Genomic DNA, 26,670 nt, shown 5'->3' on the forward strand with positions numbered 1-26,670 from the left:
TTATCTTTTCGTGATACCAAAGGGGGGACAAAAGGGCTGTTCAGGACGGTTTCAGCCGCCGAGACGCGTCGTGAACGAGAACCGGTCCCCCCGGTACAGCGTCCGGACCCGCTCCAGCGGCCGGCCGTCCGTGTCCCGGGAGACGCGATGGATGAGCAGCATGGGCAGGGCGGGCGGCGTGCCGATCAGCAGGGCCTCGCGCGGGGTGGCCAGCACCGTCTCGATCCGCTCGTCCGCGTCGCCGAAGCCGATGCCCTGCCGGTCGAGGTAGCCGTAGAAGGAGGAGTCGGGGTCGAAGTCCGTGTCGAGCCGCGGCACCCGGGACACGGCGACGTACGTGCTCTCCAGGCCCACCCGCTCGTCGTCCGCCAGCAGCACGCGCTCCAGGTGCCAGACGGCCTCGCCGCGCGTGAGCCCGGTCTCGGCGGCGAGGGCGTCCGGGCACGGGAATCGGTCGAGCGTGACGAGCGCACGGCCGGGGGTACGGCCCTGGCGCCGCACGCCCTCGGTGTAGCTGGCCAGCGACAGCGGCTGCTCCAGCTTGGGCCCGGCGACGACCGTTCCGCGCCCGCGCCGGCGCAGCTTGCCCTCCAGCACCAGTTCGCGCAGCGCCTGCCGCACGGTCTCGCGGGCGACCTCGTAGCGCTCGGAGAGATCACGCTCGGTGGGGATCGCGGCGCCCTCCCCCAACTCGTCGACGAGCCGGTCGATGCGCGCCTTCACGGCGTAGTACTTGGGCACCCGTCCGTGCTCCGGGATGCCGTAGCGGACGGGGGCGCCGGGGGCCTGGTCGTTGGGGTAGTCCACGCAGGGATCGTCGCAGACGGGAGCGGAGACCGAGGCGTCGGCTCCTCCGTGCGACGGCGACCGGTGCCGGTCCCGTGAACGGCTCCGGTCCAGCGGCGACCGGCTCCGGTCCAGGCGGACGGCTCCGGCTCGGCGACGGCCGGCTCCGGTCCAGGCGGACGGCTCCGGCTCGGCGACGGCCGGCTCCGGTCCAGGCGGACGGCTCCGGCTCGGCGACGACCGGCTCGCTCAGGCGACTCGATCCGGCTCAGCGGCGGCCGGGGCGGCGGCGGGCGAGCAGTACGGCTCCGGCTCCGGTGAGGACGAGCAGGGCGCCCGCCACGAGGGCGACAGTGGTCCTGGCGAGTCCGGTGCCGGCGAGCTCGTCGGCGAAGGGGATGCGGTCGAAGGGGGTGAGCGGTGAGGGGCTGAGGGTTGCGGTGGCCGAGCCGGGCCCTTCGGACTCGCCTCCCTCTTCGATCTCGCCGGCCTCCTCGGATTCGCTTGCCTCCCCGCTCTCTCCGGTCTCTTCAGTCTGTTCGGTGTCTCTGGTCTCCGCCGTTTCCCCGCTGTCCCCGGTCCCCTTGGTCTCCCCTCTCTCCTCGCTCTCCTCGCCATCCTCGCTTTCCTCGCTTTCCCCAGGTGACTGCCGAGCGCCCGGCTCCTCCGCTGCGACGCGGAAGCGATAGTCGTTCGACTGGCCGACCCACTCGCCGTCCCCGGCCCTGCGCTGCACCACGGCGGCGTTGGCGGTGACCTCGTTGGCCACGGCGTCGGAGGTGACCGCGAGGCGGACCTTCACGCTGAGGGTCCGGCCGGGGCGCACGGTGAACCCGCGGAAGCCCCCGCGGTCGTCGGCGAGGGCACCGACCAGCTCGTCCTCCTCCGTCCGCACGAACCGGACGGGGTGCGGCCGGCCGCCGTCGTCGTAGAACTCCAGGACGGCCTGCGACGGCGTCAGGGCGCGCGCCTCGTCGACGAGGACGACGACGGGGTGGATACCGGCGCAGGCGCGGTCGGTGGTGTTGGTGAGGTCCACCCGCCAGGTCCCGTGACCGCCACCGGCCGTGTAGGTGCGGGGCCCGCCGTGGATGCGCGTGGTCAGCGGGAAGCCGCGTTCGGCGGCGGTGGCACAGCTGGGCAGCGGGGCGAGTGACGCGGCCCGCGCGGGGGCGGTGACGACCGCGGACGTGGACACGGAGGTGACGAGCAGGGCGGCTGCCGCCACCAGACGGGAGGACAGGGCCGTACGCAGTCGCATGAACACATGACCATGCCGGTCACCCGGCCCCCCGCACACCGCCATCCGGTGCACACACCCCCGAACGCACGCTCATCCCACCCGCTCGGAGCACTCCCCCCTCAACGCCCCGGCGACGCGGGCGCCTCCGCCGTCGCCCGGCCCTCACCCCGCCCGAACACCGGCGCGAGGACCAGCTGCGCCGCACCCTCCGCGACCCCGCGCTCCCCGCCGGGGGCGATCCGTACGGGGACCGCGCCGGCGCGTCCGCCCTCACGCCGTGCGCGGGCGTCGAGGACGGCGCCGACCCCCCGTACGAACGCCTCGGGAGCGGCGGCGATGGTCCGGCCGCCGAGCAGCACCAGGTCGATGTCGAGCAGCCCCACCAGGTTCGCGGCCCCCGCGCCCAGCACACGGGCCGCCTCGGCGAGGTCACCGCGCGCCACCGCGGCGAGACACAGGGCCTCGATGCAGCCCCGGTCACCGCAGCCGCAGGGCGGCCCGTCCAGCTGGACGACCTGATGCCCGAACTCTCCGGCGCCGGTCCGCGCCCCCCGGTGCACGCCGCCACCGATCACCAGGCCGGCGCCCAGTCCCGTACCTAGATGCAGGTAGGCGAAGGATCCGCAGCCGCCGCCTGCGTTCCCGGGCGGAAGGCCGGGGCTGCCGACCGCGAGGCCGAGTGCCGCGGCGTTGGTGTCCTTGTCGAGGACTACCGGCACACCGAGGCGCCGCACCAGCGCGTCCCGCAGTGGGAACCCGTCCCACTCCGGGAAGCCGGTGACCCGGTGCAGTACGCCCCGTACGTGGTCGAGGGGGCCGGGGAGGGCGACGCCGGCCCCGAGGAGCGTACGGGCGCCGGCGAGGGTTCCGTCCGGGGGCCGCAGTACGTGCGTGACCAGCTCGGTCGCGGACCGGGCCACCTCGTTCAGCACGGGCTCCGCGCCCGCCCCGAGGTCCAGCGGGGAGCGCCGCTCTCCGACCACGGCGCCCTTGAAGTCGACCAGCACGGCCCGCAGTTCGTCCCGGTCCAGGTGGACGCCGAGCGCGTGTGCCGCCTCCGGCACCAGGCGCAGCACCGTGCGCGGCTTGCCGCCCGTGGACGCGCGGCGCCCGGCCTCGACGGCGAGGCCCTCCTGCCGCAGCCGTGCGGTGATCTTGCTGACCGCCTGCGGGGTGAGGCCGGTCCGCTCGGCGAGTTCCAGCCGGCTGATGCCCTGCGCACCGGCCGCGCGCAGCAGGTCGAGCACGAGGGCGCTGTTGTGACTGCGCACGGCGAGCAGATTGGCGCCCACGCCGCCTTGGCCCCCGCCGCCACCCGGGCGGGCGCCACGCGGGGCGCCGCCGCCCGGTTCCCCGGCGTCACGCGGGCCGGGTTCCGCGCCACCACGCGGACTGGCGCCACCCGGTTCCGCGCCGCCACGCGGACTGGCGCCAATCGGGCTCCCGCCGCCACGCGAGCCACCGCCACCCGGTTCCCCGGCGTCACGCGGGCCACCGCCACCTGGTCCCGCGTCACCCAGGCGGGCTCCGCCCGAGCCCCCTCCGCCCGGACCGTCAGCGCCGCCCGGGCCGCTGTCGCGCCGGCCGCCGATCCCCGGGCCGCCGCCGGCGCCCGTTCCGCCGCCGAAACCCGGGCCGCCGCCGGCCCGCCCGCTCGCGCCGCCCGCTGGAGCCCCGCTCCCGCACGAAGCTCCACCCACGCCCGCATCGCCGTCGTTCGCCCTGTTCACGCCCCCATTGTCCTCAGCGCTTGCACTTTGGCAACAGCGTTGCGAAAGTGGTCCTCATGACTGGCCCCACCACTGGCACTGGCACTCCCCTCCGCGTCGGCCTCATCGGCTACGGCCTCGCGGGCTCCGTGTTCCACGCCCCGCTGATCGCCGCCACCGAGGGCCTCGCGCTCGACACGGTGGTCACCTCGAACCCCGAGCGGCAGCAGCAGGCCCGCGCCGAGTACCCGGACGTCCGCGTCGCCGCCGCCCCGGACGAGCTGTGGGCGCGCGCCGACGAGCTGGACCTGATCGTCATCGCCTCGCCGAACAAGACGCACGTCCCGCTCGCCACGGCCGCCCTGAAGGCCGGCCTGCCGGTCGTCGTCGACAAGCCCCTCGCGGGCACGGCCGCCGAGGCCCGCGAGCTGGCGGCGCTCGCCGACGAGCGCGGCCTGCTGCTCTCGGTCTTCCAGAACCGCCGCTGGGACAACGACTTCCTCACCCTCCGCAAGCTGATCGCCGACGGCGAGCTGGGCGACGTGTACCGCTTCGAGTCCCGCTTCGAACGCTGGCGCCCGCAACTGAAGGGCGGCTGGCGGGAGTCCGGCGACCCGGCGGAGATCGGTGGTCTGCTCTACGACCTCGGCAGCCATGTCGTCGACCAGGCGCTGGTCCTCTTCGGCCCGGTGACCACCGTCTACGCCGAGGCGGACATCCGCCGCGACGGCGCGGCGACCGACGACGACACCTTCATCGCGCTGACGCACGAGAGCGGCGTCCGCTCCCACCTGTACGTCTCCGCGACCACCGCCCAACTCGGCCCGCGCTTCCGCGTCCTGGGCTCCGAGGCGGGCTACGTCAAGTACGGCCTCGACCCGCAGGAGGCGGCCCTGCGCGACGGCCTGCGTCCCGGCAGCACCGCGCGGTGGGGCGCGGAGCCGGAGGAGCTGTGGGGCAGGGTCGGCGCCGGGGAGTCCCCGGTGACCGGCGGCGGACGCCCCGAACCGACCCTCCCCGGCGACTACCCCGCCTACTATGCGGCCGTGGCGAAGGCCCTGCTGGAGGGCGGCCCCAACCCGGTGACCGCGCTGGAGGCGGCTGCCGCCCTGGACGTACTGGAGGCGGCCCGCCGTTCGGCCCTCGAGAAGGTGACGGTGACGCTGTGACGCACAACCCGGAGCTCACCCCGAAGTTCCACCCGGAGCTCACCCCGAGCGTGGAGGAGCTGGAGGCGCAGGAACGCCGCCTGGTCTTCAAGCAGTTCACCCACGACGACGCCTTGGCTCTCGGGTCCCTGCTGGTCGAGATGGCCCGCGAGCGGCAGGCCCCGGTCGCCGTCGACATCCACCGCGCGGGCCAGCAGCTCTTCCACGCCGCCCTGCCGGGCTCGACTCCGGACAACGACGCGTGGATCGCCCGCAAGCGCCGCGTCGTCGAGCGCTACGGCTCCGCGTCCTACCTGGTGGGCGCCCGCCACCGCGCCAAGGGCACGACGTTCGAGGAGTCCTCCCGCCTCGACCCCGACACCTACGCGGCCCACGGCGGCTCCTTCCCGATCACGGTGGAGGGCGTGGGCGTCATCGGCGCGGTGACGGTCTCGGGCCTGCCCCAGCTCCAGGACCACCGCTTCGTGGTCGAGGCCCTGGAGCACTTCCTGGCCGAGCGCTGAGCGACGCTGAAAGGGAGGGCCCCTCACCGCGTGACACAGCACGGCGAGGGGCCCCTCCTCCTAGGGCCTACACCCCGGGCTCACCCTGGGCTCACCCCGGGCTCACCCCTGGCTCACACCCCGGCGATCGACTGGATCCAGGACCGGTACGCCGTCACGTTCGTGTAGGCCGTGGTCGTCTGCCGGTCACTGGTGGACGCGACACCCACCTGGATGCCGCCCGCCATCATCGGCCCGCCGGAGTCGCCGCCGGCGGTGATGCCGTCGCCGCGGCGGGCGCAGATCGCGGAGCCGCCGTAGGCGTCACTGCACCCGCCCGTGACGGTGACGTTGGCGACCTTCAGGTACCGGGACTGGCAGTTGATCTCCGAGCCGCACCGGGACGTGGCTCCCCAGCCGTACACCTGCACGGTCTGCCCGACCCGCACCGAGCCCGGCTGCCCGAGCCGCGCGTAGGTCGCGGACACGGACCGGTCGAGCCGGACGAGCGCCAGGTCCGAGCTGTGCGTGTACGTCTGCACGCCGTTGGCCACGGTGCCGCCGCTGTGCTGGTCCAGGCTGCCGATACGGAAGGACAGCCCGCCGCCGCTGACACAGTGCCTGGCGGTGAGGATCCAGGTCGGGGCGATGATCGTGGCGGAACAGGTCTCTCTGCCGTTGGAGAACAGCCGCGCGGCCCAGGGGCCGCTACTGGCATACCCGCCACCGATGATGGGCTGCGGGCCCTTGGTGGAGGGCGGCACCGGCGCCTCGGCCGCGCTTGCCGTGGGGACGAGCAGCGCGAAGACGGAGACGACTGCTGCGAGGAGAGCGGGAACGAGCCTTGATATACGCAAGGTTCCTCGATTCGGATGGCACGCCACAGGGACGTGCGCGTGTGGGGGTTCGACGGCCCGAGGGCAGGCCGCGCCTGCTGCCACGAACTCCCGCCCGTGAAGCGGGAGTTCGCCACAGCCACGCCACAGAATCCCGGAGGAACGCACGAACGGGGTACTAACACTTGGCGATAACGCGGAGTTATACCCGGCGTTCGGACAGCCGGGATTATCGAGGCTCCCCGCGCGGTTGGTGCTGACTGGAAGCGTGATCAGCCACCACTGCCCACCACAGCCATCCCAGCCATTCCAGCCACCACAGCCACTTGGCGCCGAAGGGACCGACACCGATGAGCGACTCGAGCACGCCAGACTCCTCACCGCAGCCCACCGCCCTGAAGCAGACCCTCGGCCGCTACGGCATCTGGAGTGTAGGCCTGCGCTCGGAGGACCCCTCGCGGCGCAGCGAACTGACAGAGGCGGCAGCCGAGTTGGAGGAACTCGGCTTCGGCGCGGTCTGGTTGGGCGGCAGCAGCGCCGCCCGCCACGCGGCGCCGCTCATCGAGGCGACCTCCACGCTCACCGTCGGCACCAGCATCCAGAGCATCTGGCAGTACGAGGCGAAGGACTCCGCCGCGAGCTTCGCCGAACTGGAGGCCACCCACCCCGGCCGCTTCCTGCTCGGCCTGGGCGTCAGCCACGCCAAGCTGGCCGAGCAGTACCGCCGCCCCTACTCGTCCCTGGTCGCCTATCTGGGCGCGCTGGACGAGGCAGGCGTCCCGGCCGACCGCAGGCTTCTCGCCGCGCTCGGCCCGAAGACCCTGGAACTCTCCAGGGATCGCGCGGCCGGCTCCATCCCGTACCTGGTCACCCCGGAACACACCGCCCAGGCCCGCGGCATCCTGGGCGAGACCCCTCTCCTGGCCCCCGAACTGAAGGTCGTCCTCGACCCCGACCCCGCCCACGCCCGCACCCTGGCCCGCACCGCCCTGGCCATGTACCTGGCCCTGCCCAACTACACGAACAACTTCCTCCGCCTGGGCTTCACGGAGGCCGACCTGACGAACGGCGGCAGCGACCGCCTGATCGACGCGGTCTTCGCCTGGGGCGACGAATCCAGCATCCGCACCCGCATCGACACCTACCTGTCAGCAGGCGCGGACCACGTAGCCCTCCAACTGATCACGGACGAAAGCCGCGACACCCTCCCCCGCGACGGATGGCGACGCCTGGCTGCTCTCCTGAGGTGAGGCGGCTCGGGGGGGCGGGGCTGTATCGATGTGCGGCTCCGCCGCGTGGGCGCGACAAGCCACAACGCACCCGCAGGCGACGACGCACCACAGTTCCCCGCCCCGCCGTCGGTTCACGCCACCGCGGTCCCCTCGAGCTCCACCATCAGCGTGGGGATGGCCAGCCGCGTCACCCCGAGCATCGTGCTGGCCGGTGCCGCCCCGGCGGCGCCCAGTCGGCCCGCCAGCACGCCGTAGTGCTGGAAGAGCAGGTCCACGTCGGTCGTGCAGACGTTGAGCCGGACCAGGTTCGCCAGGGACATGCCGGTCTCGGCGAGCACCGCCTCCAGGTTGTCGATGCTCAGCGCCAGCTGCGCCGCCATGTCGCCGTCGTGCTGGGGCTTGCCGTCCCCGCTCATCGCGGTCTGCCCCGAGATGTACAGGGTCCGGGTGTGCCCGGAGACGACCTCGCCCTGGTTGAAGCCCAGCTCCGTGGACCACGTCCACGGGTTGACCGCCGTTCGTTCCACTGCCACGTCAGCTCCGTTCGGTTCATGGGGAGTTGCGCTGACGAGCCTCGCAGCAAAACATGACACCCCTGGTCACGTATCTCGATAGAGTTTTCGCATGCGCGCCGACCGCCTGGTCTCCCTGGTGCTGCTGCTGCGTCAGCGCGGCCGGCTGACCGCGGCCACGCTGGCCCGCGAGCTGGAGGTGTCCACCCGCACCGTGCTGCGCGACATCGAGGCGCTGTCCGCGGCCGGCGTCCCGGTCTACGCCGAACGCGGCCGGCACGGTGGTTTCCTGTTGTCGCCCGGTTTCCGGACCGAGCTGACCGGCCTGAACCACGACGAGGCCCTGGCCCTGCTGACCGCCGGATCGGGGCGCGGCGAGCAGGTGTTCGGTCTCGGTTCGGCGCTCGCCTCGGCCATGCGGAAGGTGGTCGACGCCCTGCCCGCAAGTCACCGGGCCACCGCGAGCGACGCGGCCCAGCGCTTCCTCGTCGAGCCGGAGACCGATCTGCTCTCACGCCGCCTGGTCACCGACGCGGTACCCGGCACCACCATGGCCGAGGTCCGGCGCGCGGTGCTCGCCGGCCACAAGCTGCGCATCCTCTACGCGGCCACGGGGCAGACCCCACGCCGGCGCACGGTGGACCCGATCGGCCTGGTCACCGTCCGCGACCGCGCCTACTTGCTGACCACGAGAGGGGGATCGGACCGCACCTACCGGCTGTCGCGGGTCCTGGCCGCCGAGGAGCTCCCCGAACCGGCCGAGCGACCCAGCCGTGTCGACCTGGACCGCATCTGGCGGGAACGCTCCGCGGAGTTCCTCTCCTCCGGCGACCACATCACCGTGCTGCTCCGGGTGAATCCCGCGCGGCGGGAGGAGTTGCTGGACACCGCGCTGGCCGTCCGCGCCGAGGAACCCGAGGCGGACGGCCGGCTGCGGCTGGAGCTGACCTTCCAGGACGCACGGCACGCCGAGTGGGCGCTGTGGCGGCTCGGCACGGACGGGGAAGCCCTGGCCCCGCAGTCACTGCGCACCGCCCTGCACGACCGCGCCACCGCGCTGGCCACCCGCTACGCGGACTGAGACTCACGCGGACTGAGACTCACGCGGACTGACCCATCGCGCGGACTGAGACTCACGCGGACTGACCCATCGCGCGGACTGAGACTCACGCGGACCGAGACATCACGCGGACTTCAGCTCCTGCCGCTGCCGTCCCAGCCCCTCGACCTCCAGCTCCACCACATCCCCGGCCCGCAGGAACGGCTTGGGCTCCGGCTGCCCCATCGCCACCCCCGCCGGCGTCCCCGTGTTGATGACATCCCCGGGATACAAGGTCATGAACTGGCTGACGTACCGCACGACTTCCCCCACCGGGAAGATCTGCTCCGCCGTCGACCCGTCCTGCTTCAGCTCCCCGTTGACCCACAGCCGCAGCGCAAGGTTCTGCGGATCGGCCACCTCGTCCGCCGTCACCAGCCACGGCCCCAGCGGATTGAACGTCTCGCAGTTCTTCCCCTTGTCCCAGGTCCCGCCCCGCTCGATCTGGAACTCCCGCTCGGACACGTCGTGCGACACGGCGTACCCGGCGACATGCGCGAGCCCCTCCTGAGCCGACTCGAGATACCGCGCCGTACGCCCGATCACGACCGCCAGCTCCACCTCCCAGTCGGTCTTGACCGACCCGCGCGGCACCAGCACCGTGTCGTGCGGCCCGACGACCGTGTCCGGCGCCTTGAAGAAGATCACCGGCTCGGCGGGCGGCTCGGCCCCCGTCTCCTTCGCGTGGTCGAAGTAGTTCAGCCCGATGCACACGATCTTGCCGATCCGCGCCACCGGCGGCCCGACCCGCAGCCCCGTCTCGTCCAGCGCGAGCAGCTCACCGCTGTCGGCGGCGGACCGGATCCGCGTGAGGGCCTCCTCGTCCGCGAGCAGTGCCCCGTCGATGTCCGCGACGAGACCCGAGAGGTCCCGCAGGACTCCCTCGGCGTCGAGCAGAGCGGGCCGCTCCTGTCCCGCCGTACCGACTCGCAGCAGCTTCATGAACACGTCTCCCTCGATCGCGGGCGCCCGCCCGATGCTTGCGACCGGTGCGGCGAGACGCAGCCATCGGAGGACTGGTGTGATCCTCCAAGAGGCAGGTCTACTCCGCAATACCCCGTTCACGTACTGGACCGCACCGCACCAGCCGCCCTCACCGGTACAGCACGGCCCGCTCCGCCAGGCTCCACGTCGTGCTGGTCACCACGTACAGCGCGGCGGCAAGCGGCACCACCGCCACGGTGACCAGCGTGAAGAACGACATGAAGGGCATCACCCTGCCCACCGCGGCCATCCCCGGCAGCTGCTCCACATCGCCGCCACCCGCGGCCGAGGCCCCACCGGCGGCCATCATCCGCCGCGTCAGCCGGTAGCTGCCGTACGCGACGGCCGCGACCACGGCGAACACCCCCAGGTACACGACGCCGGCCTGCCCGAACACGCCCCCGCCACCGGACAGCGCATCGAGCCAGCGCCCACCCAGCGGCGCCCCGAGCAGCTCATGGCCCAGCAGCTCGTTCGCCCGCCCGCCGACCGTCTCGCTCGAGAACAGGTGGTACAGCAGGAAGAACGCAGGCAGCTGACACAGACTGGGCAGACACCCCGACAACGGCGAGACCTTCTCCCGCGCGTGCAGCTCCAGCACGGCCCGCTGGAGCCTCTCGGGATCCCGCCCGTACCTCTTCCGCAACTCGGCGATCTTCGGCTGGAGCACAGCCCGCGCCTTCTGCCCCCGCGCCGCCGCCAGCGACAACGGGAGCACGAGCAGCCGCACGAACGCGGTGAACAGAACGATCGCGGCAGCCGCCGCAGACCCGCCGACCACGGGCTGAAGGGCATCGGCCAGCCCTTCGACGACACCAGCAAAACCAGACATGACAGACATGGATGAGCCCTCCGGGGCCTCGTCGCACCGAAGTACCGGACCGGACACCGGTCCCGGTACGGAGATTCACGGCATGACGACCCGCACGAGGACACGCCCCACGAAGCAGACTCCACCCAGTGGAAAGAGAGGACGCGCCCTACGCGACGACGGTCGCCGAAGCGACGAGCCCGGGCGCTCTGGGCCGTATGCGCCCCTTGGCGTCAGGGTCACGCTGCGGCAGGAAGGCGGTACGCCGGTCACGCTCACGTATCGCCGTACGCACGCGCTGAGGCGCGACGACGGGCGCACAGCGCGCGGCGACAAGGGCACAGGCCAGCAGCGCGGCCCCGGCGGCGGCGGTGGCGGCCAGCGCGACACTGACGGAGAGGCCACCGGCGTCCAGCAGGCACAGCAGAAGGATCTGCACGAGCGGAAGACATACGGCGAGACGGCCAACCGGCCCCGCGGCAGCCCGACTACTACGCTCCACGCGCACCCCTCCCCTCCTGTCCCCTCCTGCTGCTCCCCGTCACCCCTTGCAACGCCGGAGGCGTCCGAACGGTTCCCGAGCCACGGGACAAAGCCACGGGACAAGACGTGTCGCCGGACGGTACGGGCGGCGTGGCACCCGGGGTCTCCTGCCGCGCCCCTGACCACCCGCGCTCTCACAGGCCACCCCCCGTCGGCAGTACGGTGTCCCTCATGCGCCCCGACACGCCTGCCGAAAACGTCGACCACACCGCCGAAGCGGCACGCCTGGAGCGGACCGCGGACCTCTACCCCGAGGACGCGGAGTCCCTGCTCCTACGGGCCGCCGCCCACCGTGAACTCTCCGGCGACCGCCCTGCCGCCACCGCCCTCTACGACCGCTTGCTCGCCTCCGGCACACCCCTGGACAACCCGCACCTGGTCCGCGCCCTGAAGGCCTCCAACCTGTGGGAGTACGGCCACGAGGCGGAGGCCCGCGCGATCATCGACGGCATCCGCACGGCCGCCCCGCGCGACCCGGCCCCGTGGGTGATCGTCGCGGAGTCCCTGGAGGCCCACGACGAGCTGGAGCAGGCCCACGAGACGTTCACCGAGGCGGTCCGCCTCCTCCTGAACGACACTCCGGCGCCCCCCAAGCCCACGCACCCCCTCCTCTTCGGCCGCCACCGGGTCCGCAGGATGATGGGCGCCGCCCACGACGAGTGGGACGCCCTCGCGGACTCCGTCCACACCCTCCCGATCACCCTGGACGAACTCCACGACCCGAAGCGTGTGTGGTCCCTGGGCTCGGAGAACCCGGCGGAACTGGAAGCGGAGCTCATCCGCCTCCGCGTGGAACTCGGTGCCTACCGCGAGGCCCTGTCGCGCCCCTTCCCGGTGGCGATCCTGCACTGGCCGGCCGCGGAGCTGACGGAACTCCTGACGGCCTACCCGGCCCTGACCGCGGAGTACCCCTCCCACGAGGAACACCTGGCGACCATAGAGTCCGCCCTGCGCGAACTGGCCTCCTCAGGCACCGACAACCTGGGCATCGTCACCGGCACCGTCCCCTCCTACGAGGCCTTCGCCGCCGCGGAGGGCGCGTCCCCGGCCGACGCGACCCTCCTCCCCCAGTACGCGACGACCCTGGCGGCCCGAGGCAGAGCGGTGGCCTGGCCCCCGGAGCCGGGCGCCCCCTGCTGGTGCGGCTCGACGACCCCGTACGAGACCTGCCACGGCACGACCGCCTGACCTGGTCCGACCTGGCCTGACCTGGCCTGACCTGGCCTGATCACGAGCCGCCGGGCCCGCCCACGCCCTCAAGATGCACAAGCCCCAAGAATGACAAAACTGAACATATGACCACCAAAGCACTCCTGGACGGCGGACCGGACGACCTCGCGGGCAAGATCGTCCCGGTCACGCCCCCCGGCCAAGAACTCAAGATCCCCCACCGAGGCGGCTACGAGCACTACAAGGTCACGCCCCGCCACGAGAAGACGAAAGACGGCGAGGCGACGGTCTACCAGTGGTGGGAACGGACCGAGGTAGCCGAATAACCCCACTCCACCGACCACCGGCCACCCCCTCCTCCACAGGGCGGTCGGAGTCCCGCGCGCCGCCCGGCCCAGGCCGCGCCGGGCCCTACAAACCCCCGAACACGCGTCAGCCGCCACCCCATCCACGACACTGCCAAGAAGCGGGCGGCCCTACGGTGCCTTACTAAAGGGCCTCGCCAGGGGCCCGCCCCTCCCAATACCTTCGGTGATACAGAAGGTGATCCTTGTGCACCCGGTGCCCCTCCTTCACGGTGAGCTTCGGCAGAAGCGTCATGCCCGACAGCTCGGTCCGCAGGATCACGGACCAGTCCTCGGCGTCGATCACGACCCCGCCAATGTCGAGACGCACATGACAGTTAGGGCACAGGCACAGGATGTTCGGCTCTACGTCGGGACCATGGTGCGGCTTCCCTAGGGGCCGTATGTGAGCACCTTCGCTATACGGTTTGCCATCCGGCCCGGTCAGTCGCAGGCCACACATTTGGCACTCGCCCTCGTAGAGCTGCTTGATCCTTTTAGCGACAGCCGTGTCCCGAATCAGGCGACGCACCCGCATGCTGCGTGATTGCGGGAACCTCTCCACGTCCTGAGATTCACCGAGCGACGCTTCGTGCGCCTCCTGCTCGAAGCCCTCCTCGTCTTCCTCATCATCGAGCTCTGCCAGTACGTCGAGCACGCGCTGCTCAAGGGACGTCTGCACCTGGTCCCGATCCGGCAGGCGTCGCAGATCAAACTGACAGATGTCGATCGGTGATCCATCCGGAGCCGGGCGCTTGGATGTCGCCGTCCGAACGTCCGTGATCTCATACAGGCCGTCGTACCTGTATGAGTTGATCGGCGAGTACCGTTTGTCCCCTTTGTAGCCGCGGATCACGCGGATGGGATACCCGCGCTCGTAGCTGAGGAGAAGCGCGGCATTGTCCTCATAGGACCACGATTGGTTGCGTAGCAGCGTGCCATCAGGGGCCTTGTCCTTGTCCGGCGAGGCCCCTGTGTATCGGATTAGCTCCCAGTTGTCCTCATCGTCGTCGTAACCGCCATGCAGGACGATCGCATCGCCAACCTTGCTGCCGTCCTGATCGACAAGCCAGGAGATGCCCCGCTGATTCACCCGGTGCAACTTCGCGCGCTGCACGTCTATCCGTCGATGGAAGACCGCGCCGACAGGCACGCCCTCTATGTGTCCGATGACTCGTTCGATTCCCACCTGGCCATACTTGATCGGGTGTGATCGAGTATGTCAAACCCCTTGCAACACGAGGGCGTTGAAGGTCGTCAGGTCTACGTCATCGGACAACCCCAGCCCGGGTTGTCAGACCCCTCTGTTACACATGCCCCAGTTGCCAGAGTGTTGAAGGGAGCCCGTGTGTCTGAGCTGGAGGATCTGCACCATCCCTCCCCGGGCCTGTACGAGGAGCTGATCACACTCCGCTTCGAGCGAAGGCTCAAGGAGCTCTCCCAGCTCGGCTGGCACCCGGTAAGCGAGGCAGTGGGTCCCGAGTCGGCCCCCCACGTGCTCGCGAGGCATGTCTCCGCCACCGTCCGCCGCGTCCTGCAAAAGCTGCCCGCTGAAAACCGTGTGCACGCGGCCAACCACATCCTGGAATCGATCAGCACGCTGGAAGGAGCCAGGGAGTGGGTGGACCCCGTTGCAGATGGGCCTCGGCAGCTCCTGGCCATCGCAAGACAAGAGGCGCCTGGCGTCTTCGCCGTGCGACCCGGCATCCCGCTGTCAGACTCCGCGCTACTCACCAATTCCCCCGAGGACCCAAGCCTCGGATGTGAGCTCCGCGCAGAGCTCGCCACAGCAGACCGGATCGACCTGCTTTGCGCCTTCGTAAAGTGGTACGGCCTCCGCGTCCTGGAGGACTCGTTGCGCGCCGCGAAAGAGCGGGGCATACCGATCAGGGTCATTACCACCACTTACATGGGCGCAACCGATCGTCACGCTCTCGACCGTCTCGTGCGGGACTTCGGGGCCACCGTCAAGGTCAACTACGAGATCCGCTCAACACGTCTGCACGCCAAAGCCTGGCTGTTCCGCCGTAAGACGGGCTTCGACACCGCCTACGTCGGTAGCTCGAATCTCTCGCGAGCCGCACTGCTGGACGGGCTGGAGTGGAACGTACGCCTGTCGTCCGTCGCGACTCCCGCCGTGCTGGACAAGTTCGAGGCGACCTTCGACGCGTATTGGAACGACACCGCGTTCGAGACGTACGACCCCGACGTGCACGGTGAGCGCCTCGCCGAAGCCCTGAGCCAAGCGGGCCGAACTACCTCCACCACCGATCTGAAGATCAACCTCTCCGGCCTTGAGGTACGTCCCTTCCCTCACCAGCGGGACATGCTGGAACGCTTGAGAGTCGAGCGGGAGATCCGCGGCCGTCACCGCAACCTGCTGGTCGCGGCCACCGGCACGGGCAAGACCGTGATGGCCGCCCTCGACTACCGAAGCCTGTGCGGGGAGTCACCCAACGGCCGGCCGAGACTGCTGTTCGTGGCCCACCGCAAGGAAATCCTCAAGCAGTCGCTGCGCAAGTACCGAGAGGTATTGGACGACGCTTCGTTCGGAGAGTTGTTGTACGGCGGCGAGACCCCCCGAGAGTGGACCCACGTCTTCGCCAGTGTGCAGTCACTCAACGTGCAGAGGCTGGAGCAGTTGGCTCGGAACCACTTCGACGTCATCGTCATCGACGAGTTCCATCACGCCACAGCCTCGACGTACCGGCGCATCATCGACCACTTCACTCCGAAGGAACTGCTGGGGCTCACTGCCACTCCAGAGCGCATGGACGGACTCAACGTCCAGGACGAATTCTTCGAGGGACGCATCGCTGCTGAGATGCGGCTCTGGGAAGCGCTGGAGAACGATCTCCTGTGCCCCTTCCACTACTTCGGCATCCCGGATGGCACAGATCTGACAAACCTCACCTGGCAGAAGGGCGCATACGCCGATCAGGACCTCGGGAAGCTGTACACGGGCAATGACGCCCGCGCCCGCATCGTGGTCAAGCAAATCCGAGACAAGGTGTCCAATCCCGGCGCCATGCGCGCCCTCGGCTTCTGCGTCACGAAGGCACACGCGCACTTCATGGCTGACTTCTTCCGCAATGCCAACTTCCAGGCCGTGGCACTCGACAGCGACTCGCCCGCACACGTACGAGCCCAAGCCCTGGCCGATCTGCGGGACGGCAAGCTTCAGGTCATCTTCTCGGTGGACCTGTTCAACGAGGGACTCGACATCCCGAACGTTGACACCTTGCTCCTCCTTCGCCCGACCAATAGCGCCACGGTCTTTCTTCAACAGCTGGGGCGAGGCTTGAGGCGTACCGAGACCAAACCCGTGCTCACTGTCCTCGACTTCATCGGCCAGCACCGGGCGGAGTTCCGTTTCGAGGAGCAGTTCCGGGCCCTGACCAACCTGTCTCGCAACCGTTTGGTCGAGCACATCGAGCACGACTTCCCCCAACTGCCGTCGGGCTGCCAGATCATCCTGGAGGGCAAGTCGAGGGATCTCGTCCTCGACAACATCAGCGCCCAACTGGGTGCCACCGTGAAGACGTTGGTAAAGGAGGTCAAGGATTACAGCACTCCGCGCCTCGCCGACTACCTCCGGGAGAGCCGCCGAGAGATCAAGGAGCTGTACAAGGGGGAGAACTCCTGGACTGCCATCCTCCGGCGCGCCGGTCTTCTCGACGAAGCCGTGCCGTCGGGCGAGGCGGCTCTCCTCAAACGCGTCCACGCGTTCCTGCATGTGGACGATCCTGAACGGGCAGAGGCTTATCTGCGTCTCCTGGAGGACGACGCGCCACGGTACGAGGAGCTGGACCCCACCGAGCAGGCCTACGCCCGCATGTTGTTCTTCAATCTGTGGGACAACGCGGGCGGATTCACCAGCTACGAGGACGGCCTCGCCTCCCTGCGACCGCAACGCGCCCTGCGCGATGAGCTCCGGCAGGTGCTCTCGTACGTCGTCGAGCAGGCCGACCACTTCCCGATTCCCTTGGCTGGTCACCTCGGCCAGGTCCCGCTGAAGGTGCACAGCGCGTACAACCGCTCGGAGATCCTGGCCGCGCTCGGTGTCGCACGCTTCGGCGGGCAGATGCCGAGGTCGTTTGCCCAGGGCGTCCAATGGGTGGAGGAACTCCAGACGGACGCGCTGCTCATCACCCTGGAGAAGAACGAGAAGGACTTCTCTCCCACCGTCCGGTACAGGGACTATGCGCTGAGCCCGAACCTCTTCCATTGGGAGTCCCAGAACGCGACGGCCGCCGACTCCCCAACGGGCCTGCGCTACCAGCAGCACGCGCAGCGAGGAAGCCACGTCCTGCTCTTCATGCGCCGCTACAAGAACACGGACATAGGAAAGTCCCAGCCCTGGATGTTCCTCGGCCCGGCGACTTACGAAGAGCACACCGGCAGCAAGCCGATGGCGATCACTTGGCGCCTGAAACACGAACTTCCGGCAGATGTGTGGACGTACTCGGCCGCCGTGAAGGCAAGCTGATCGAGCCAGCGCCCGTTCTCGTACCCAAAGCCAGTCAGGGCGATCCGAGGAGCAACTGACGGAAGGGACCGGCGGAGCACCAGCTACGCGCCGGTCACCTCCCCCGACGGTCAACGACTTCCGAGTTCGGCTTCGTAGCGAGTCTGAGCACGGTCCAGCGCCTCCTCCACATCGCAGCCGTGCACGCGAAGCCAGTGGAGGAAGTCACTGATGACCGTGATGACCGACTCCTCCGCCACGGCTCGCCCCGCCCTGCCCACGCCCGGCATGCAGGGCGGTTGCGCATCCGTCCACAACTCCAGCAGCGCCTCGGCCCGCCCCACCCCGGGATCCTCCACGTGACCGCTCGGTGACGCGAGGCCGGTCGCCAGCTCGCACCAGGTGATCTTGCGGTCGGGGCCGAGTTCGACACCCCAGCGTTCGGCGAGAGCGTCGACGAGGGCCATGCCTCGCCCGCCCTCCGAATCGACGTTCGCTGCGAGCAGGGTAGGCAGGGCGCGGGTGTCCGGGTCGTGGACCTCGATGCGCAGACGCACGCCGTTCATCGAGACGGCAAGCGTCGCCGGGGTGCCCGAGCCGACGTGTGTGATGACATTGGAAACCAACTCGCTGACGCAGAGCTGGGCTTGGTCGACGATCCCGTGCAGCCCCCAGAGGCCCAGATGCAGCCGCACGACCCGGCGCAGCCCCGCCACCTCCTTCGGTTCGGCCGTGAAGGCCAGCTCCCACGGCTTGCGCCTCATGCACGATTCCCGGCCCACGAGAGCCCCTCTCGTCGCGAGGACACCCCACGAACCACTCAGAGTCATGAGGCATCACGGTGAGTTGCGTTGCTATCAGAGTGGAGGTCGCGTATCCCTTCGTGCAATGTGCACAGCGGGATTCCCACTTCTGAGTGATTGGCAAGCCCACCTCTTGGCGCGAGACTGAACGCCCGCTATCTGGAACGGGGTTGATATGGCCGGATCACCCACGGCACGCCGGCGCCGCCTGTCGATCGAGCTGAAGAAGCTCCGTGAGCAGAGCGCGCTCACCTGCGCCCAGGTCGGCGCGGCGCTGGACTGGAGTGGTTCCAAGGTCAACCGCATGGAGACTGGCAGCGGGCGAGTCCAACCGTCCGACATCGACGCGCTCTGTCGCTTCTACGGAACCACGGACGAGCTGCGGGAGTTCCTCAAGTCGCTGGCGCGCCAGGCCAAGACGCGCAGTTGGTGGCAGGTCCACGGCTCGGGCGTACCCGAGTGGTTCTCCATCTACATCGGCCTCGAACAGGACGCCTCCACACTCCGCCAGTACCAGTGCGAGGTACTGCCCGGTCTCCTCCAGACCGAGCCCTACGTCCGTGAGCTCCACACCTGCGGCTCGTACCTGCCTCCCGAGGACATCGAGCGTGCCGTCCGGGTGCGCCTGGAACGCCAGTCGATGCTCAGCGCGCCCGACGGGCCAGACTGCTGGTTCATCGTGAGCGAGGGGGCGGTACGGCGAATCATCGGTGACCGCGAGTTGATGCGGGCACAGCTGGAACACGTGTTGGACGCCGTAGAGCGCCCCCGTGTGACCCTTCAGGTGCTCCCCTTCGACGCGGGCACCTGCCCGACCACTGGACCATTCACGATGTTGGGGTTCCCTGACCCGGAAGACCCGGACATCGTGTATCGGGACGGCATCACCGACGCGATGTACTTGGAGGGCGAGCCTCATGTCCGCGAGTACAACCGCGCCTTCGACGAGCTGAGGGCCGCCGCCCTGAGCCCTCGGCGGTCCATCCAGCTGATCAAGAGCATGGTGAAGGAAGGCACACAGTGAGGAACGGTCCCGGCAGCAGCGAGGCGTCACCGGCATGGTTCAAGTCCTCCTACAGCAACGGGGCAGGAGGCGAATGTGTCGAGTGCGCCACCGAGGGCGCTCGGATAATCCTGCGCGACTCGAAGATCGGCGATGAATTGATCGCGTCCGTCGGAGCCCCGGCATGGCGCTCCTTCACACACGCCATGCACCGAGGTTGGCCGGAGGCCCCCTGAGCAGCGATGGGTGGCGGGGGCCTTGGCTGCATGGTGCCCATGGCCGCCCCGGTTCTTCTCAACGTGGCCGTTCCGCCTGCCCCTCCCCCATCTCACCGTCCCCGGGCTTGTCAGACCCCTGAAGTATTCTTCCCGGTCCCGCACAACGACCCAGAGGACCGAGACAATTGACTGAGCTGGCTGCCTTCCCCCTGCCCTTTCTCGCTTCCCGCACCAGATCGTTCGCGAAGCCCCGGACGCTGCGGGAGCTGCAGATGATGCAGTGCAGTGCCGAGATTCGGTCGAAGCCGGAGTGGTTCGTCAAGATGGACGACGCCGGGATCGTCGCCAGGTGGAGGCAGGAAGCACTGGCCCAGGGCATGACCGAGGCGCAGATACGTTATGTGCTTGCGGAACTCGCGTATTACGCCGGGCTGCGGGACGAGCGGACCGGCATCGAGGTGTCCGCCGTCGACGGTGTGTGGCAGTCGGACACGCTGATCGACGAGGAGCTCAGGTCCCGGCTGCGTGAGGCGGTCCGGGTTCTGGAGCGGGTCCCCGAGGCGGAGCAGGACTGGCATCCGGGATCCGACGGCCAGGTCCTGGATCTGGTCCATCCCTCACTGTTCTGCCTCGTACGTGACGTGAGCGGCGCACCCGAACGGGCGTGGCAGGCCCCGGCAGGCGCCATGTCGAAGTACGAATTCTCGGAGAGGTTCCAGTGGCTGCCGACGGATGTCGAGGTCGGCGCCGACGGCGACGTCGTGTTCAGCTCGTACGTCAACAATGTCCACCCCGTGGAGCATCACGAACTCGCCTCCGTCCTCCCGGCGTTGTTCGCGCGCATGCTCCCCCTGCTGGAGAACGTGCTCACCGATCTGCGCCATTGGCGGCCCTTGCGGATCGAGGCCGATCCTTTCTCGTGGTACGACGAGGCGGGCGAGCCGGTCGAACCCGAGGACCCCGATGACGACGAGGCGTACGCAGCCTACGAACAAGCCATGGACGACTGGTGGGAGAACCGCCGCCCGGTCGTCCCGGACGCCCCGGACTTCGTCCCGCCCGCCTTGCCCGACGACTCCGCTCGAGTCGACCTGCGCGGCCGCCGTCTCCAGGTCATCGTCAAGCTCGCCACGATCCATCTCACCCCGGACAAGCCCGAGTACGCCGGCGGTTCCTGGCATGTCGAGGGGATGTTCAACGAGCGGATCGTCTCGACCGGCATCTACTACTGGGACAGCGAGAACATCACCGAGAGCCGGCTGAGTTTCCGGACGGCGGTCGACGACCCGCACTACGAACAGAACCACGACAACGGTATGCGCGAGGTCTACGGCCTGGAGAACGAAGGCCCACTGAATCAGGTGCTGGGTTCGGCATCGACTCCGGCGGGCCGTGTCCTGGCGTTCCCGAACATCCTGCAACACCGCGTCGGCCCGTTCCGCCTCGCGGACCCCACCCGGCCCGGGCACCGCAAGATTCTCGCGTTCTTCCTGGTCGACCCGTCGGAACGGATCGTCTCGACCTCCGACATACCACCGCAGCAGCCATGGTCCGCCACATCGACCATGACCCTGGAGCAGGCCAAGCGGTACCGCGAAGAACTCATGCAGGAACGCAAGTTCTTCGTCGACGAACACAACCAGCAGGTCTACGAGCGGGAGTTCTCCCTGTGCGAGCACTGAGACGTCGAGTCGCGCCTCTCAGCCGGTAGCCGACGACGCCCCCGGCAACCGGCCGGAACCGCCGCTGTTCGAGGTCAGCGAGGGGTGAGGAGGCAGAACTCGTTGCCTTCCGGGTCGGCCAGGACCGTCCAGGAGATCGCGGACTGGTCGATACCGGGGTCGGTGGCGCCCAGGGCGCGCAGGCGGGCTGCCTCTGCGGCCATGTCGTCACCGGGGTAGGGGCTGACGTCGAGGTGGACGCGGTTCCACCCGCTCTTGGTGTCGGGGGTGCGGACGAATTCCAGGTAGGGGCCGACGGCTTTGGCGGAGCGCATCGTCGCATGGTCGTCGGTGACCTCGTGCAGCGTCCAGTCCATCGCCTGGCTCCAGAACCGGGCCATCGCTCGTGGGTCGGTGCAGTCGACCACCACCGCGGCGATCGGCCCGGTGTCCTGGTAGATCGGGCGGGGCTCCAGGACGCAGAACTCGTTGCCCTCCGGGTCGGCCATGACCGTCCAGGGGACGTCGTCGCCCTGACCGACGTCGGCGAGTGTCGCGCCGAGCTCCTTCAAGCGCGCGACCAGCTCCGCCTGATGGGCGGTCGAGGTGGTGGCCAGATCGAGGTGCACCCGGTTCTTCACCGTTTTGGGTTCCGGGCGGGCGATGAGGTCGATGCAGACGGCCGCGGGGTCGGGGTAGGCGAACCCCACGGGTTCGAGGTTGGTGACTCCGGGTCCCTCGCTGTCGACTCCCCAGCCGAGTGCCTCCGCCCAGAAACGGCCGAGCGCGGAGTCGTCGTGGGCCTTCATGTTGATCTGCACGAGTCTTGTCGCCATGCCGAAGATCCTAGAAGCAGCCGCCGACGCAGACCTCCGCGATCAGAGATGTGCTTGCGGGTCGCGGCTCACCCTGGGTGCCTTGCAGCCGACGTCACCACTCACTGACCGCAGAGCAACTGCGTGCCGTAGAGGGCGCCCCGAATCTCACACAAGCCGCCCCCGTCGGCGAGCGGGTCCTGGGGGCGGTGTCGGCCCTGGCGCTCTTCGGCGTGCTTGCCACAGCAGCCGCGATCGAGATTCCGGTGACAGTGGGCTGCGTGGTCCTGCTGCTCGCACTGGTTCTCGTACTGCGCTGGCGCTGGTTCCACCTCCGGGCACCGAGTCGGAGGCCGCACACCAAGGTGGAGGAAGGGGTCTCCTTCCTCGGCTCTGTGTCCCTGGCGATACCGGCGCTGGGACTGCTGTGGAACAACCCGGTCGAACTTTCCGGCGCCCTTGCCGCCGGCGCCGTACCGACCGCCGTGTTCGCCGGCTACCTCGCACTGCGGTGGAGGCGCTGACATGACCCCTCAGCCGCGCACGCGTCTGACCACGGTGATGCACTCCCCCACACGTCTCGCCATTCTGGGCGTACTGAGACGTGTCCAGCAGATCAACTTCGCGGATCTGCAGAGCTCTCTGGAGCTCACCACTTCCGAACTGTCGCGACAGTTGGGCATCTTGGAGAAGGAGAATCTCGTCGAGATCGCCAAGTTCCGCGAGCGGCGGCACGCAGTGACCCGAGTCCGCCTCTCGCCCACCGGTCGCGAACAGTTCGAGGACTACCTGGACGAACTGCGCAAGGTCATCCAGGCAGACCTCGAGTAGCGAGACGACAGCCTCTCGTCGGCAATGGGTCCACCCTGCCTGGCTACGCGAAGCACCAGCTGTTCGTCCCGAACACCGAGAACGGCCGTTGGGTTTAGCGGACGAGGCCCGGCCCGCCGTGAAGCCGCCCGCGCGTCACCCCGTTCGAGGTACGCGGAATCTGCGTCGGTATTCCGTCGGTGTCGTGTTCAGGCGGCGGCGGAAGGCTCGTACGAGGGTGTCGGTGGTGTTGAAGCCGCACAGGGTGGCGATGCGGTCCAGCGTGGCGTCGGAGGACTCCAGTTCGTGGCGGGCCTTCTCGACGCGCACCGACTCGATGTACGCGTGCGGGGTCATGCCCAGCTCGTTCTTGAACAGGCGCGTCAGGTGGCGGTCGCTGACGTGGGCGTGAGCGGCGAGGTCGACGACGGTGAGCGGCTCGGAGATGTGGCGCAGGATGTGGTGGCGCAGGTCCTCGATGCGGCGGGTCGTGGAGACCTGCTTCAGCGGCACGCTGAACTGGCTCTGTCCGCTGGGGCGTTTGAGGTACATCACCAGCTGCCGCGCCACCCTGAGCGCCACCGCCTCGCCGAGGTCCTCGGCGATCAGGGCGAGGGACAGGTCGAGGCAGGCGCTGATGCCGGCGCCGGTCCACACGTTGCCGTCGCGGATGAAGATGGGGTCGGCGTCGACCTCGACCTCGGGGTGGTCGGCGGCCAGTTGCTGCGCGGTCGACCAGTGCGTGGTGGCCCGCTTGCCGTCCAGCAGCCCGGCGGCGGCGAGCAGATGGGCCCCCACGCACACCGACGTGATCCGGTGCGAACGTGCGGCGAGCTTCTCCACCCAGGCGACCAGCTCCGGGTCGACCAGCGGGCGGACATGCCGCTCCTCGTCGAACTCGACCGCGCCGGGCACCACGAGCGTGTCGATGGCGCGAGTGGCCGCGTCCTCGAAGGTGAGGTCCGGCAGGACGCGCACGCCGGCCCCGGTGGTGACCGGGTTCAGGGACGCGGCGGCGAGGACGACCTGGTAGTCGGCCGCCTCCGCGCTCTCCCGTCGGGCCAGCCCGAACACCTCCGGCGGCCCGGTCACGTCGAGCAGGTCCACGCCCTCGAAGAGCACGATCACGACCAGACGCCGCGCGATGTCGGGCATGGTTCCCTCTCCGCCACGGGGATGTCGGTATCTGCATGTTAGACGTCATTGCCGACATCAGGGGAGGCTCATAGCGTGGCGGACACACACCAACTCCCGTGACACGTAAAGGCGGTACCTTCATGTCCAGGACCACGCTGCGCGAGCTCAACGGCTTCGACCAGACGCCCGCGAAGCTGGCCGAGTCGACCCTCGTCCTGGTCGACTTCCAGAACACCTACACCCGGGGCGTGATGGAGCTCGACGGCTGGGAGCAGTCGCTCGACGCCGCCGCGCGGCTGCTGGCGCGGGCCCGCGCGGTCGGCACCAAGGTCGTCCATGTCGTCCACGACGGCGGCGAGGGCACCCCGTACGACATCCGCGCGGAGATCGGCCAGATCCACCCCGAGGTCGCCCCGGTCGACGGCGAGCCCGTCGTCGTCAAGCGGTTCCCCGACGCCTTCGTCGACACCGACCTCGCCTCCCACCTCACCGAGGGCCAGGACGTCGTCATCGCCGGCTGGATGACCCACATGTGCGTCGCGTTCACCGCGCAGGGCGCCTTCCTGGGCGGCTACCGGCCCACCGTCGCCGCCGACACCACCGCCACCCGCTCGCTGCCCGTCAACGGCACCGACGTCCCCGCCGCGCAGGTCCACAGCAGCGCCCTCGCCACCATCGCCGACCTGTACGGGGTCGTCGTCGAGTCCCAGAAGGAGATCGTCTGATGGCGTTCGGGGCCCTGCGGTCCACCGTGTGCCGACGGCGGGCCCGGGTTCTGTCCGGCTAGTCCACCCATCCCTGCAACAGTCTTTCCCGCTCCGTCCCGCGCGGTGATCCGCCTTCCCACGCGCGGCCCCACTCCGACATCGCCGCCAGTGTCGTGGCCATCGTCGCGGCGCCCTCCGTGAGGCGGGACAGGAGGGTTCGGGAGAGATCGAGCTCGGTCTGGGTATAGCCGGCCACCGCGGCTGCGAAGGTCCACAACTCGTGCGTGTCCGTGCCGGAGCGGAGGTGCAGGGCCATCATCGGGGCGAGCTCGTCCACCCACCCCGTCACCGCGCTCAGGGCCAGGGTGCCTGCCACGCCCACCTGGCGTTTCAGGGTCTTCACCGGGACGTACTCCACCGTCAGGGCCTGAACGACCTCCCACGGATAGAGGCCGGCCTGTCCGTCGCCGAGGGCCACCACGCCCTCGGGGCTCAGGCGTACGCCCGGAGCCAGACCGGACGGCTTCGCGCCCACGTACACATCGCCCTCGGCGATCCAGAACAGGCCCACCATGGCCATGAGGTGCTCGCTTCCCCCGACGACGGCAGCGCCGTCGCGTCATGCTCCAACGATCAGGTCGCCTTTCGAGACGTACGAAGGGGCCGGTGAGTTCCCACGTGACCCGCACCAGGTCGGCGGCGTTCTCCTGGGCAGCACCCTCTCCGGTGCTGGTGTGACCGATGGGAGTGACCTTGATGCGTGGAACCAAACTGGGAGCAGCCGCGATGCTGGCCGGTGCGGCGATCCTCTCCGGCAGTGCGACCGCCACCGCGGCCCCGGGACCGAGCGGCCCGGCCCAGGACGTGACCCGGCTCGTGGGCGGAACCGTGGCCCCCTTGGCGGAGGGCAACACCATCTGCCCTGCACCGTGGGCCGGCAGCGGCGACCTCTATCAGAAGTCCACCGCGTGCTCCACCGGTCCGATCACAGGCTGAGCCCGCCACCGCGCGGTCGTCGCGCAGCGCCTCCGGTGACCACGAAGGTGGCGCCGGGGCCGTCGTCGCGCGTCTCGCGATCCTGTGCGCACCAACAGGGCGGCGCACTCCGACTAGTTGTCGGGGTGCGCCGCCCTGCGTGGTGTGCGGTGCGTCGTGCGGGCTTGCGGGTGCATCGGGTCACTTCGGGTCGGCGTTGAACCTCGCCGTGGACCAGCGGTAGCCGAGGGCTGCCAGGGCCAGGCACCAGGCTGCGGTGAGCCAGCCGTTGTGGCCGATCTCGGTGCCGAGGAGGAGGCCGCGGAGGGTCTCGATGGCCGGGGTGAAGGGCTGGTACTCGGCTATCGGCTGGAACCAGCCGGGCATCGAGTCCAGCGGGACGAAGGTGCTGGAGAGGAGGGGCAGGAGGATCAGCGGCATGGCGTTGTTGCTGGCCGCCTCGGCGTTCGGGCTGGCCAGGCCCATGCCGACCGCGATCCAGGTCAGGGCCGTGGCGAAGAGGGCGGTCAGGCCCAGGGCCGCGAGCCATTCCAGGACAGTGGCGTCGGTGGAGCGGAAGCCGATGGCCACCGCGACGGCTCCGACGAGGAGCACGCTCATCACGCACTGGAGCACGCTGCCGACGACGTGGCCGATGAGGACCGAGCCGCGGTGGATCGCCATGGTGCGGAAGCGGGCGATGATGCCCTCGTTCATGTCGGTGGAGACCGACACCGCCGTGCCGATCGTCGTGCTGCCGATGGTCATGAGCAGCAGGCCCGGAACGATGAAGGCGATGTAAGCCGCGCGGTCCGGGCCGCCGCCCCCGATGCCGGCGCTCATGGTGTCGCCGAAGATGTAGACGAAGAGCAGGAGCAGCATCACCGGGGTGAGCAGCAGGTTCAGCGTCATGGACGGGTAGCGGCGGGCGTGCAGCAGGTTGCGGCGCAGCATCGTGGTCGAGTCGCGCACGGCGAGGGTCAGAGTGCTCATCGGGAAGCCTCCTCGGTCTGGGCCTCGTGGGTCTGGTGGCTCTGGTGGGGGACCTTGGCGGTGCCGGTCAGGGCGAAGAAGACGTCGTCCAGGTCCGGGGTGTGGACGGTGAGTTCGTCGGCCTCGATGCCGGCCGAGTCCAGCCAGTCGAGGATCGAGC

At 69.6% G+C, this 26,670-nt stretch carries 28 protein-coding genes and 1 pseudogene; 14 read left to right on the forward strand and 15 right to left on the reverse strand.

Features of this window, described 5'->3' with window-relative positions:
• Positions 1 to 51: 51 nt before the first annotated feature.
• The 3 genes from AB0412_RS20890 to AB0412_RS20900 form a co-directional block, all read right to left on the reverse strand.
• The gene (locus tag AB0412_RS20890; protein WP_366404078.1) at positions 52 to 807 is read right to left on the reverse strand and encodes a GntR family transcriptional regulator; all 756 of its coding nucleotides are present in this window, start codon (positions 805 to 807) and stop codon (positions 52 to 54) included.
• A 247-nt stretch (positions 808 to 1,054) separates the two neighbouring features.
• Entirely contained in the window at positions 1,055 to 2,047 is a 993-nt protein-coding gene (locus AB0412_RS20895; RefSeq protein ID WP_366404079.1) for a hypothetical protein, read from the reverse strand.
• Between the two features lie 101 nt (positions 2,048 to 2,148).
• The gene (locus AB0412_RS20900) at positions 2,149 to 3,321 is read right to left on the reverse strand and encodes an ROK family transcriptional regulator (RefSeq protein WP_366404080.1); all 1,173 of its coding nucleotides are present in this window, start codon (positions 3,319 to 3,321) and stop codon (positions 2,149 to 2,151) included.
• Between the two features lie 494 nt (positions 3,322 to 3,815).
• On the opposite strand from AB0412_RS20900, the gene AB0412_RS20905 reads away from it, so the two are divergent.
• Both AB0412_RS20905 and AB0412_RS20910 read left to right on the forward strand, forming a co-directional pair.
• The gene (locus AB0412_RS20905; protein WP_366404081.1) at positions 3,816 to 4,907 is read left to right on the forward strand and encodes a Gfo/Idh/MocA family oxidoreductase; all 1,092 of its coding nucleotides are present in this window, start codon (positions 3,816 to 3,818) and stop codon (positions 4,905 to 4,907) included.
• Positions 4,904 to 5,410 carry a heme-degrading domain-containing protein gene (locus tag AB0412_RS20910; protein WP_366404082.1) on the forward strand — a complete coding sequence of 169 codons (507 nt, stop codon included), beginning with the start codon at positions 4,904 to 4,906 and terminating at the stop codon, positions 5,408 to 5,410. The genes AB0412_RS20905 and AB0412_RS20910 overlap by 4 nt, the downstream gene beginning before the upstream one ends.
• Positions 5,411 to 5,523: 113 nt before the next feature.
• Here the strand turns inward: AB0412_RS20910 and AB0412_RS20915 are convergent, their stop codons facing one another.
• Positions 5,524 to 6,246 (reverse strand): trypsin-like serine protease, encoded by a 723-nt coding sequence (locus tag AB0412_RS20915; protein WP_366404083.1) that lies wholly within the window; start codon positions 6,244 to 6,246, stop codon positions 5,524 to 5,526.
• Positions 6,247 to 6,575: 329 nt separating this feature from the next.
• Between AB0412_RS20915 and AB0412_RS20920 the strand changes: the two genes are divergently transcribed.
• Positions 6,576 to 7,475: an LLM class F420-dependent oxidoreductase gene (locus AB0412_RS20920; protein ID WP_366404084.1), complete on the forward strand. Its 900-nt coding sequence runs from the start codon at positions 6,576 to 6,578 to the stop codon at positions 7,473 to 7,475.
• A 113-nt stretch (positions 7,476 to 7,588) separates the two neighbouring features.
• Here the strand turns inward: AB0412_RS20920 and AB0412_RS20925 are convergent, their stop codons facing one another.
• Positions 7,589 to 7,984: a RidA family protein gene (locus tag AB0412_RS20925; protein ID WP_366404112.1), complete on the reverse strand. Its 396-nt coding sequence runs from the start codon at positions 7,982 to 7,984 to the stop codon at positions 7,589 to 7,591.
• A gap of 97 nt (positions 7,985 to 8,081) precedes the next feature.
• Here AB0412_RS20925 and AB0412_RS20930 point away from each other — a divergent pair, with 97 nt between their 5' ends.
• Positions 8,082 to 9,050, forward strand: a complete 969-nt coding sequence (locus AB0412_RS20930) for a WYL domain-containing protein (RefSeq protein WP_366404085.1) — start codon at positions 8,082 to 8,084, stop codon at positions 9,048 to 9,050.
• 102 nt (positions 9,051 to 9,152) lie between these two features.
• Here AB0412_RS20930 and AB0412_RS20935 read toward each other — a convergent pair whose 3' ends face one another.
• The 3 genes from AB0412_RS20935 to AB0412_RS20945 all read right to left on the reverse strand — a co-directional run bounded on the left by AB0412_RS20935 (position 9,153) and on the right by AB0412_RS20945 (position 11,302).
• Positions 9,153 to 10,010 (reverse strand): fumarylacetoacetate hydrolase family protein, encoded by an 858-nt coding sequence (locus AB0412_RS20935; protein ID WP_366404086.1) that lies wholly within the window; start codon positions 10,008 to 10,010, stop codon positions 9,153 to 9,155.
• 151 nt (positions 10,011 to 10,161) lie between these two features.
• Positions 10,162 to 10,884, reverse strand: coding sequence for a membrane protein insertase YidC (yidC, locus tag AB0412_RS20940; RefSeq protein WP_366404087.1), 723 nt, complete (start codon positions 10,882 to 10,884; stop codon positions 10,162 to 10,164).
• A 148-nt stretch (positions 10,885 to 11,032) separates the two neighbouring features.
• Positions 11,033 to 11,302 carry a DUF6412 domain-containing protein gene (locus AB0412_RS20945; RefSeq protein WP_366404088.1) on the reverse strand — a complete coding sequence of 90 codons (270 nt, stop codon included), beginning with the start codon at positions 11,300 to 11,302 and terminating at the stop codon, positions 11,033 to 11,035.
• A 275-nt stretch (positions 11,303 to 11,577) separates the two neighbouring features.
• Here AB0412_RS20945 and AB0412_RS20950 point away from each other — a divergent pair, with 275 nt between their 5' ends.
• Positions 11,578 to 12,594 carry a hypothetical protein gene (locus tag AB0412_RS20950; protein WP_366404089.1) on the forward strand — a complete coding sequence of 339 codons (1,017 nt, stop codon included), beginning with the start codon at positions 11,578 to 11,580 and terminating at the stop codon, positions 12,592 to 12,594.
• Positions 12,595 to 12,701: 107 nt separating this feature from the next.
• Positions 12,702 to 12,902: a DUF5988 family protein gene (locus AB0412_RS20955; RefSeq protein WP_366404090.1), complete on the forward strand. Its 201-nt coding sequence runs from the start codon at positions 12,702 to 12,704 to the stop codon at positions 12,900 to 12,902.
• Between the two features lie 163 nt (positions 12,903 to 13,065).
• On the opposite strand, the gene AB0412_RS20960 is transcribed toward AB0412_RS20955, so the two are convergent.
• A complete protein-coding gene (locus AB0412_RS20960) occupies positions 13,066 to 14,109 on the reverse strand; it encodes a YDG/SRA domain-containing protein (RefSeq protein WP_366404091.1) in 1,044 nt (347 codons plus the stop codon).
• A 159-nt stretch (positions 14,110 to 14,268) separates the two neighbouring features.
• Between AB0412_RS20960 and AB0412_RS20965 the strand changes: the two genes are divergently transcribed.
• The gene (locus AB0412_RS20965) at positions 14,269 to 17,409 is read left to right on the forward strand and encodes a DUF3427 domain-containing protein (protein WP_366404092.1); all 3,141 of its coding nucleotides are present in this window, start codon (positions 14,269 to 14,271) and stop codon (positions 17,407 to 17,409) included.
• 110 nt (positions 17,410 to 17,519) lie between these two features.
• On the opposite strand, the gene AB0412_RS20970 is transcribed toward AB0412_RS20965, so the two are convergent.
• The gene (locus AB0412_RS20970; protein ID WP_366404093.1) at positions 17,520 to 18,152 is read right to left on the reverse strand and encodes an ATP-binding protein; all 633 of its coding nucleotides are present in this window, start codon (positions 18,150 to 18,152) and stop codon (positions 17,520 to 17,522) included.
• A 214-nt stretch (positions 18,153 to 18,366) separates the two neighbouring features.
• On the opposite strand from AB0412_RS20970, the gene AB0412_RS20975 reads away from it, so the two are divergent.
• From AB0412_RS20975 to AB0412_RS20985, 3 genes are all read left to right on the forward strand, one after another.
• Complete coding sequence (locus AB0412_RS20975) at positions 18,367 to 19,215, forward strand: helix-turn-helix transcriptional regulator (protein ID WP_366404094.1); 849 nt, start codon at positions 18,367 to 18,369, stop codon at positions 19,213 to 19,215.
• On the forward strand, positions 19,212 to 19,430 hold the full coding sequence (locus AB0412_RS20980) for a DUF397 domain-containing protein (RefSeq protein WP_366404095.1): 219 nt from the start codon (positions 19,212 to 19,214) through the stop codon (positions 19,428 to 19,430). Before AB0412_RS20975 ends, AB0412_RS20980 begins: the two co-directional genes overlap by 4 nt.
• A 167-nt stretch (positions 19,431 to 19,597) precedes the next feature.
• Positions 19,598 to 21,094 carry a DUF4246 domain-containing protein gene (locus AB0412_RS20985; RefSeq protein ID WP_366404096.1) on the forward strand — a complete coding sequence of 499 codons (1,497 nt, stop codon included), beginning with the start codon at positions 19,598 to 19,600 and terminating at the stop codon, positions 21,092 to 21,094.
• 74 nt (positions 21,095 to 21,168) lie between these two features.
• On the opposite strand, the gene AB0412_RS20990 is transcribed toward AB0412_RS20985, so the two are convergent.
• Entirely contained in the window at positions 21,169 to 21,909 is a 741-nt protein-coding gene (locus AB0412_RS20990; protein ID WP_366404097.1) for a VOC family protein, read from the reverse strand.
• 212 nt (positions 21,910 to 22,121) lie between these two features.
• Between AB0412_RS20990 and AB0412_RS20995 the strand changes: the two genes are divergently transcribed.
• Entirely contained in the window at positions 22,122 to 22,412 is a 291-nt protein-coding gene (locus tag AB0412_RS20995) for a hypothetical protein (RefSeq protein ID WP_366404098.1), read from the forward strand.
• Between the two features lies 1 nt (position 22,413).
• A complete protein-coding gene (locus AB0412_RS21000; RefSeq protein WP_366404099.1) occupies positions 22,414 to 22,719 on the forward strand; it encodes a transcriptional regulator in 306 nt (101 codons plus the stop codon).
• A 135-nt stretch (positions 22,720 to 22,854) separates the two neighbouring features.
• On the opposite strand, the gene AB0412_RS21005 is transcribed toward AB0412_RS21000, so the two are convergent.
• The gene (locus AB0412_RS21005) at positions 22,855 to 23,853 is read right to left on the reverse strand and encodes a helix-turn-helix domain-containing protein (RefSeq protein ID WP_366404100.1); all 999 of its coding nucleotides are present in this window, start codon (positions 23,851 to 23,853) and stop codon (positions 22,855 to 22,857) included.
• A gap of 122 nt (positions 23,854 to 23,975) precedes the next feature.
• Here AB0412_RS21005 and AB0412_RS21010 point away from each other — a divergent pair, with 122 nt between their 5' ends.
• Complete coding sequence (locus tag AB0412_RS21010; RefSeq protein WP_366404101.1) at positions 23,976 to 24,560, forward strand: isochorismatase family protein; 585 nt, start codon at positions 23,976 to 23,978, stop codon at positions 24,558 to 24,560.
• Positions 24,561 to 24,618: 58 nt separating this feature from the next.
• Here the strand turns inward: AB0412_RS21010 and AB0412_RS21015 are convergent, their stop codons facing one another.
• Positions 24,619 to 25,122 (reverse strand): hypothetical protein, encoded by a 504-nt coding sequence (locus tag AB0412_RS21015; RefSeq protein WP_366404102.1) that lies wholly within the window; start codon positions 25,120 to 25,122, stop codon positions 24,619 to 24,621.
• Between the two features lie 176 nt (positions 25,123 to 25,298).
• Here AB0412_RS21015 and AB0412_RS21020 point away from each other — a divergent pair, with 176 nt between their 5' ends.
• Positions 25,299 to 25,538 (forward strand): hypothetical protein, encoded by a 240-nt coding sequence (locus AB0412_RS21020; protein ID WP_366404103.1) that lies wholly within the window; start codon positions 25,299 to 25,301, stop codon positions 25,536 to 25,538.
• 180 nt (positions 25,539 to 25,718) lie between these two features.
• Here AB0412_RS21020 and AB0412_RS21025 read toward each other — a convergent pair whose 3' ends face one another.
• Positions 25,719 to 26,510, reverse strand: a complete 792-nt coding sequence (locus AB0412_RS21025; protein ID WP_366404104.1) for an ABC transporter permease — start codon at positions 26,508 to 26,510, stop codon at positions 25,719 to 25,721.
• Positions 26,507 to 26,670: pseudogene (locus tag AB0412_RS21030) on the reverse strand (ABC transporter); the annotation flags it as partial. The gene AB0412_RS21025 and the pseudogene AB0412_RS21030, both read right to left, overlap by 4 nt.

This window comes from Streptomyces sp. NPDC052012, assembly GCF_040689265.1.
In the GTDB taxonomy this organism is placed as follows: Bacteria; Actinomycetota; Actinomycetes; order Streptomycetales; family Streptomycetaceae; genus Streptomyces.

Excerpts from the sequence above, each read along its gene's own strand:
- AB0412_RS20895 (WP_366404079.1), bottom strand. The coding sequence starts at position 2,047 with ATGCGACTGCGTACGGCCCTGTCCTCCCGTCTGGTGGCGGCAGCCGCC.
- AB0412_RS20905 (WP_366404081.1), top strand. The coding sequence starts at position 3,816 with ATGACTGGCCCCACCACTGGCACTGGCACTCCCCTCCGCGTCGGCCTC.
- AB0412_RS20920 (WP_366404084.1), top strand. The coding sequence starts at position 6,576 with ATGAGCGACTCGAGCACGCCAGACTCCTCACCGCAGCCCACCGCCCTG.
- AB0412_RS20930 (WP_366404085.1), top strand. The coding sequence starts at position 8,082 with ATGCGCGCCGACCGCCTGGTCTCCCTGGTGCTGCTGCTGCGTCAGCGC.
- AB0412_RS20935 (WP_366404086.1), bottom strand. The coding sequence starts at position 10,010 with ATGAAGCTGCTGCGAGTCGGTACGGCGGGACAGGAGCGGCCCGCTCTG.
- yidC (WP_366404087.1), bottom strand. The coding sequence starts at position 10,884 with ATGTCTGGTTTTGCTGGTGTCGTCGAAGGGCTGGCCGATGCCCTTCAG.
- AB0412_RS20950 (WP_366404089.1), top strand. The coding sequence starts at position 11,578 with ATGCGCCCCGACACGCCTGCCGAAAACGTCGACCACACCGCCGAAGCG.
- AB0412_RS20955 (WP_366404090.1), top strand. The coding sequence starts at position 12,702 with ATGACCACCAAAGCACTCCTGGACGGCGGACCGGACGACCTCGCGGGC.
- AB0412_RS20970 (WP_366404093.1), bottom strand. The coding sequence starts at position 18,152 with ATGAGGCGCAAGCCGTGGGAGCTGGCCTTCACGGCCGAACCGAAGGAG.
- AB0412_RS20975 (WP_366404094.1), top strand. The coding sequence starts at position 18,367 with ATGGCCGGATCACCCACGGCACGCCGGCGCCGCCTGTCGATCGAGCTG.
- AB0412_RS20990 (WP_366404097.1), bottom strand. The coding sequence starts at position 21,909 with ATGGCGACAAGACTCGTGCAGATCAACATGAAGGCCCACGACGACTCC.
- AB0412_RS21000 (WP_366404099.1), top strand. The coding sequence starts at position 22,414 with ATGACCCCTCAGCCGCGCACGCGTCTGACCACGGTGATGCACTCCCCC.
- AB0412_RS21005 (WP_366404100.1), bottom strand. The coding sequence starts at position 23,853 with ATGCCCGACATCGCGCGGCGTCTGGTCGTGATCGTGCTCTTCGAGGGC.
- AB0412_RS21010 (WP_366404101.1), top strand. The coding sequence starts at position 23,976 with ATGTCCAGGACCACGCTGCGCGAGCTCAACGGCTTCGACCAGACGCCC.
- AB0412_RS21015 (WP_366404102.1), bottom strand. The coding sequence starts at position 25,122 with ATGGCCATGGTGGGCCTGTTCTGGATCGCCGAGGGCGATGTGTACGTG.
- AB0412_RS21020 (WP_366404103.1), top strand. The coding sequence starts at position 25,299 with ATGCGTGGAACCAAACTGGGAGCAGCCGCGATGCTGGCCGGTGCGGCG.
- AB0412_RS21025 (WP_366404104.1), bottom strand. The coding sequence starts at position 26,510 with ATGAGCACTCTGACCCTCGCCGTGCGCGACTCGACCACGATGCTGCGC.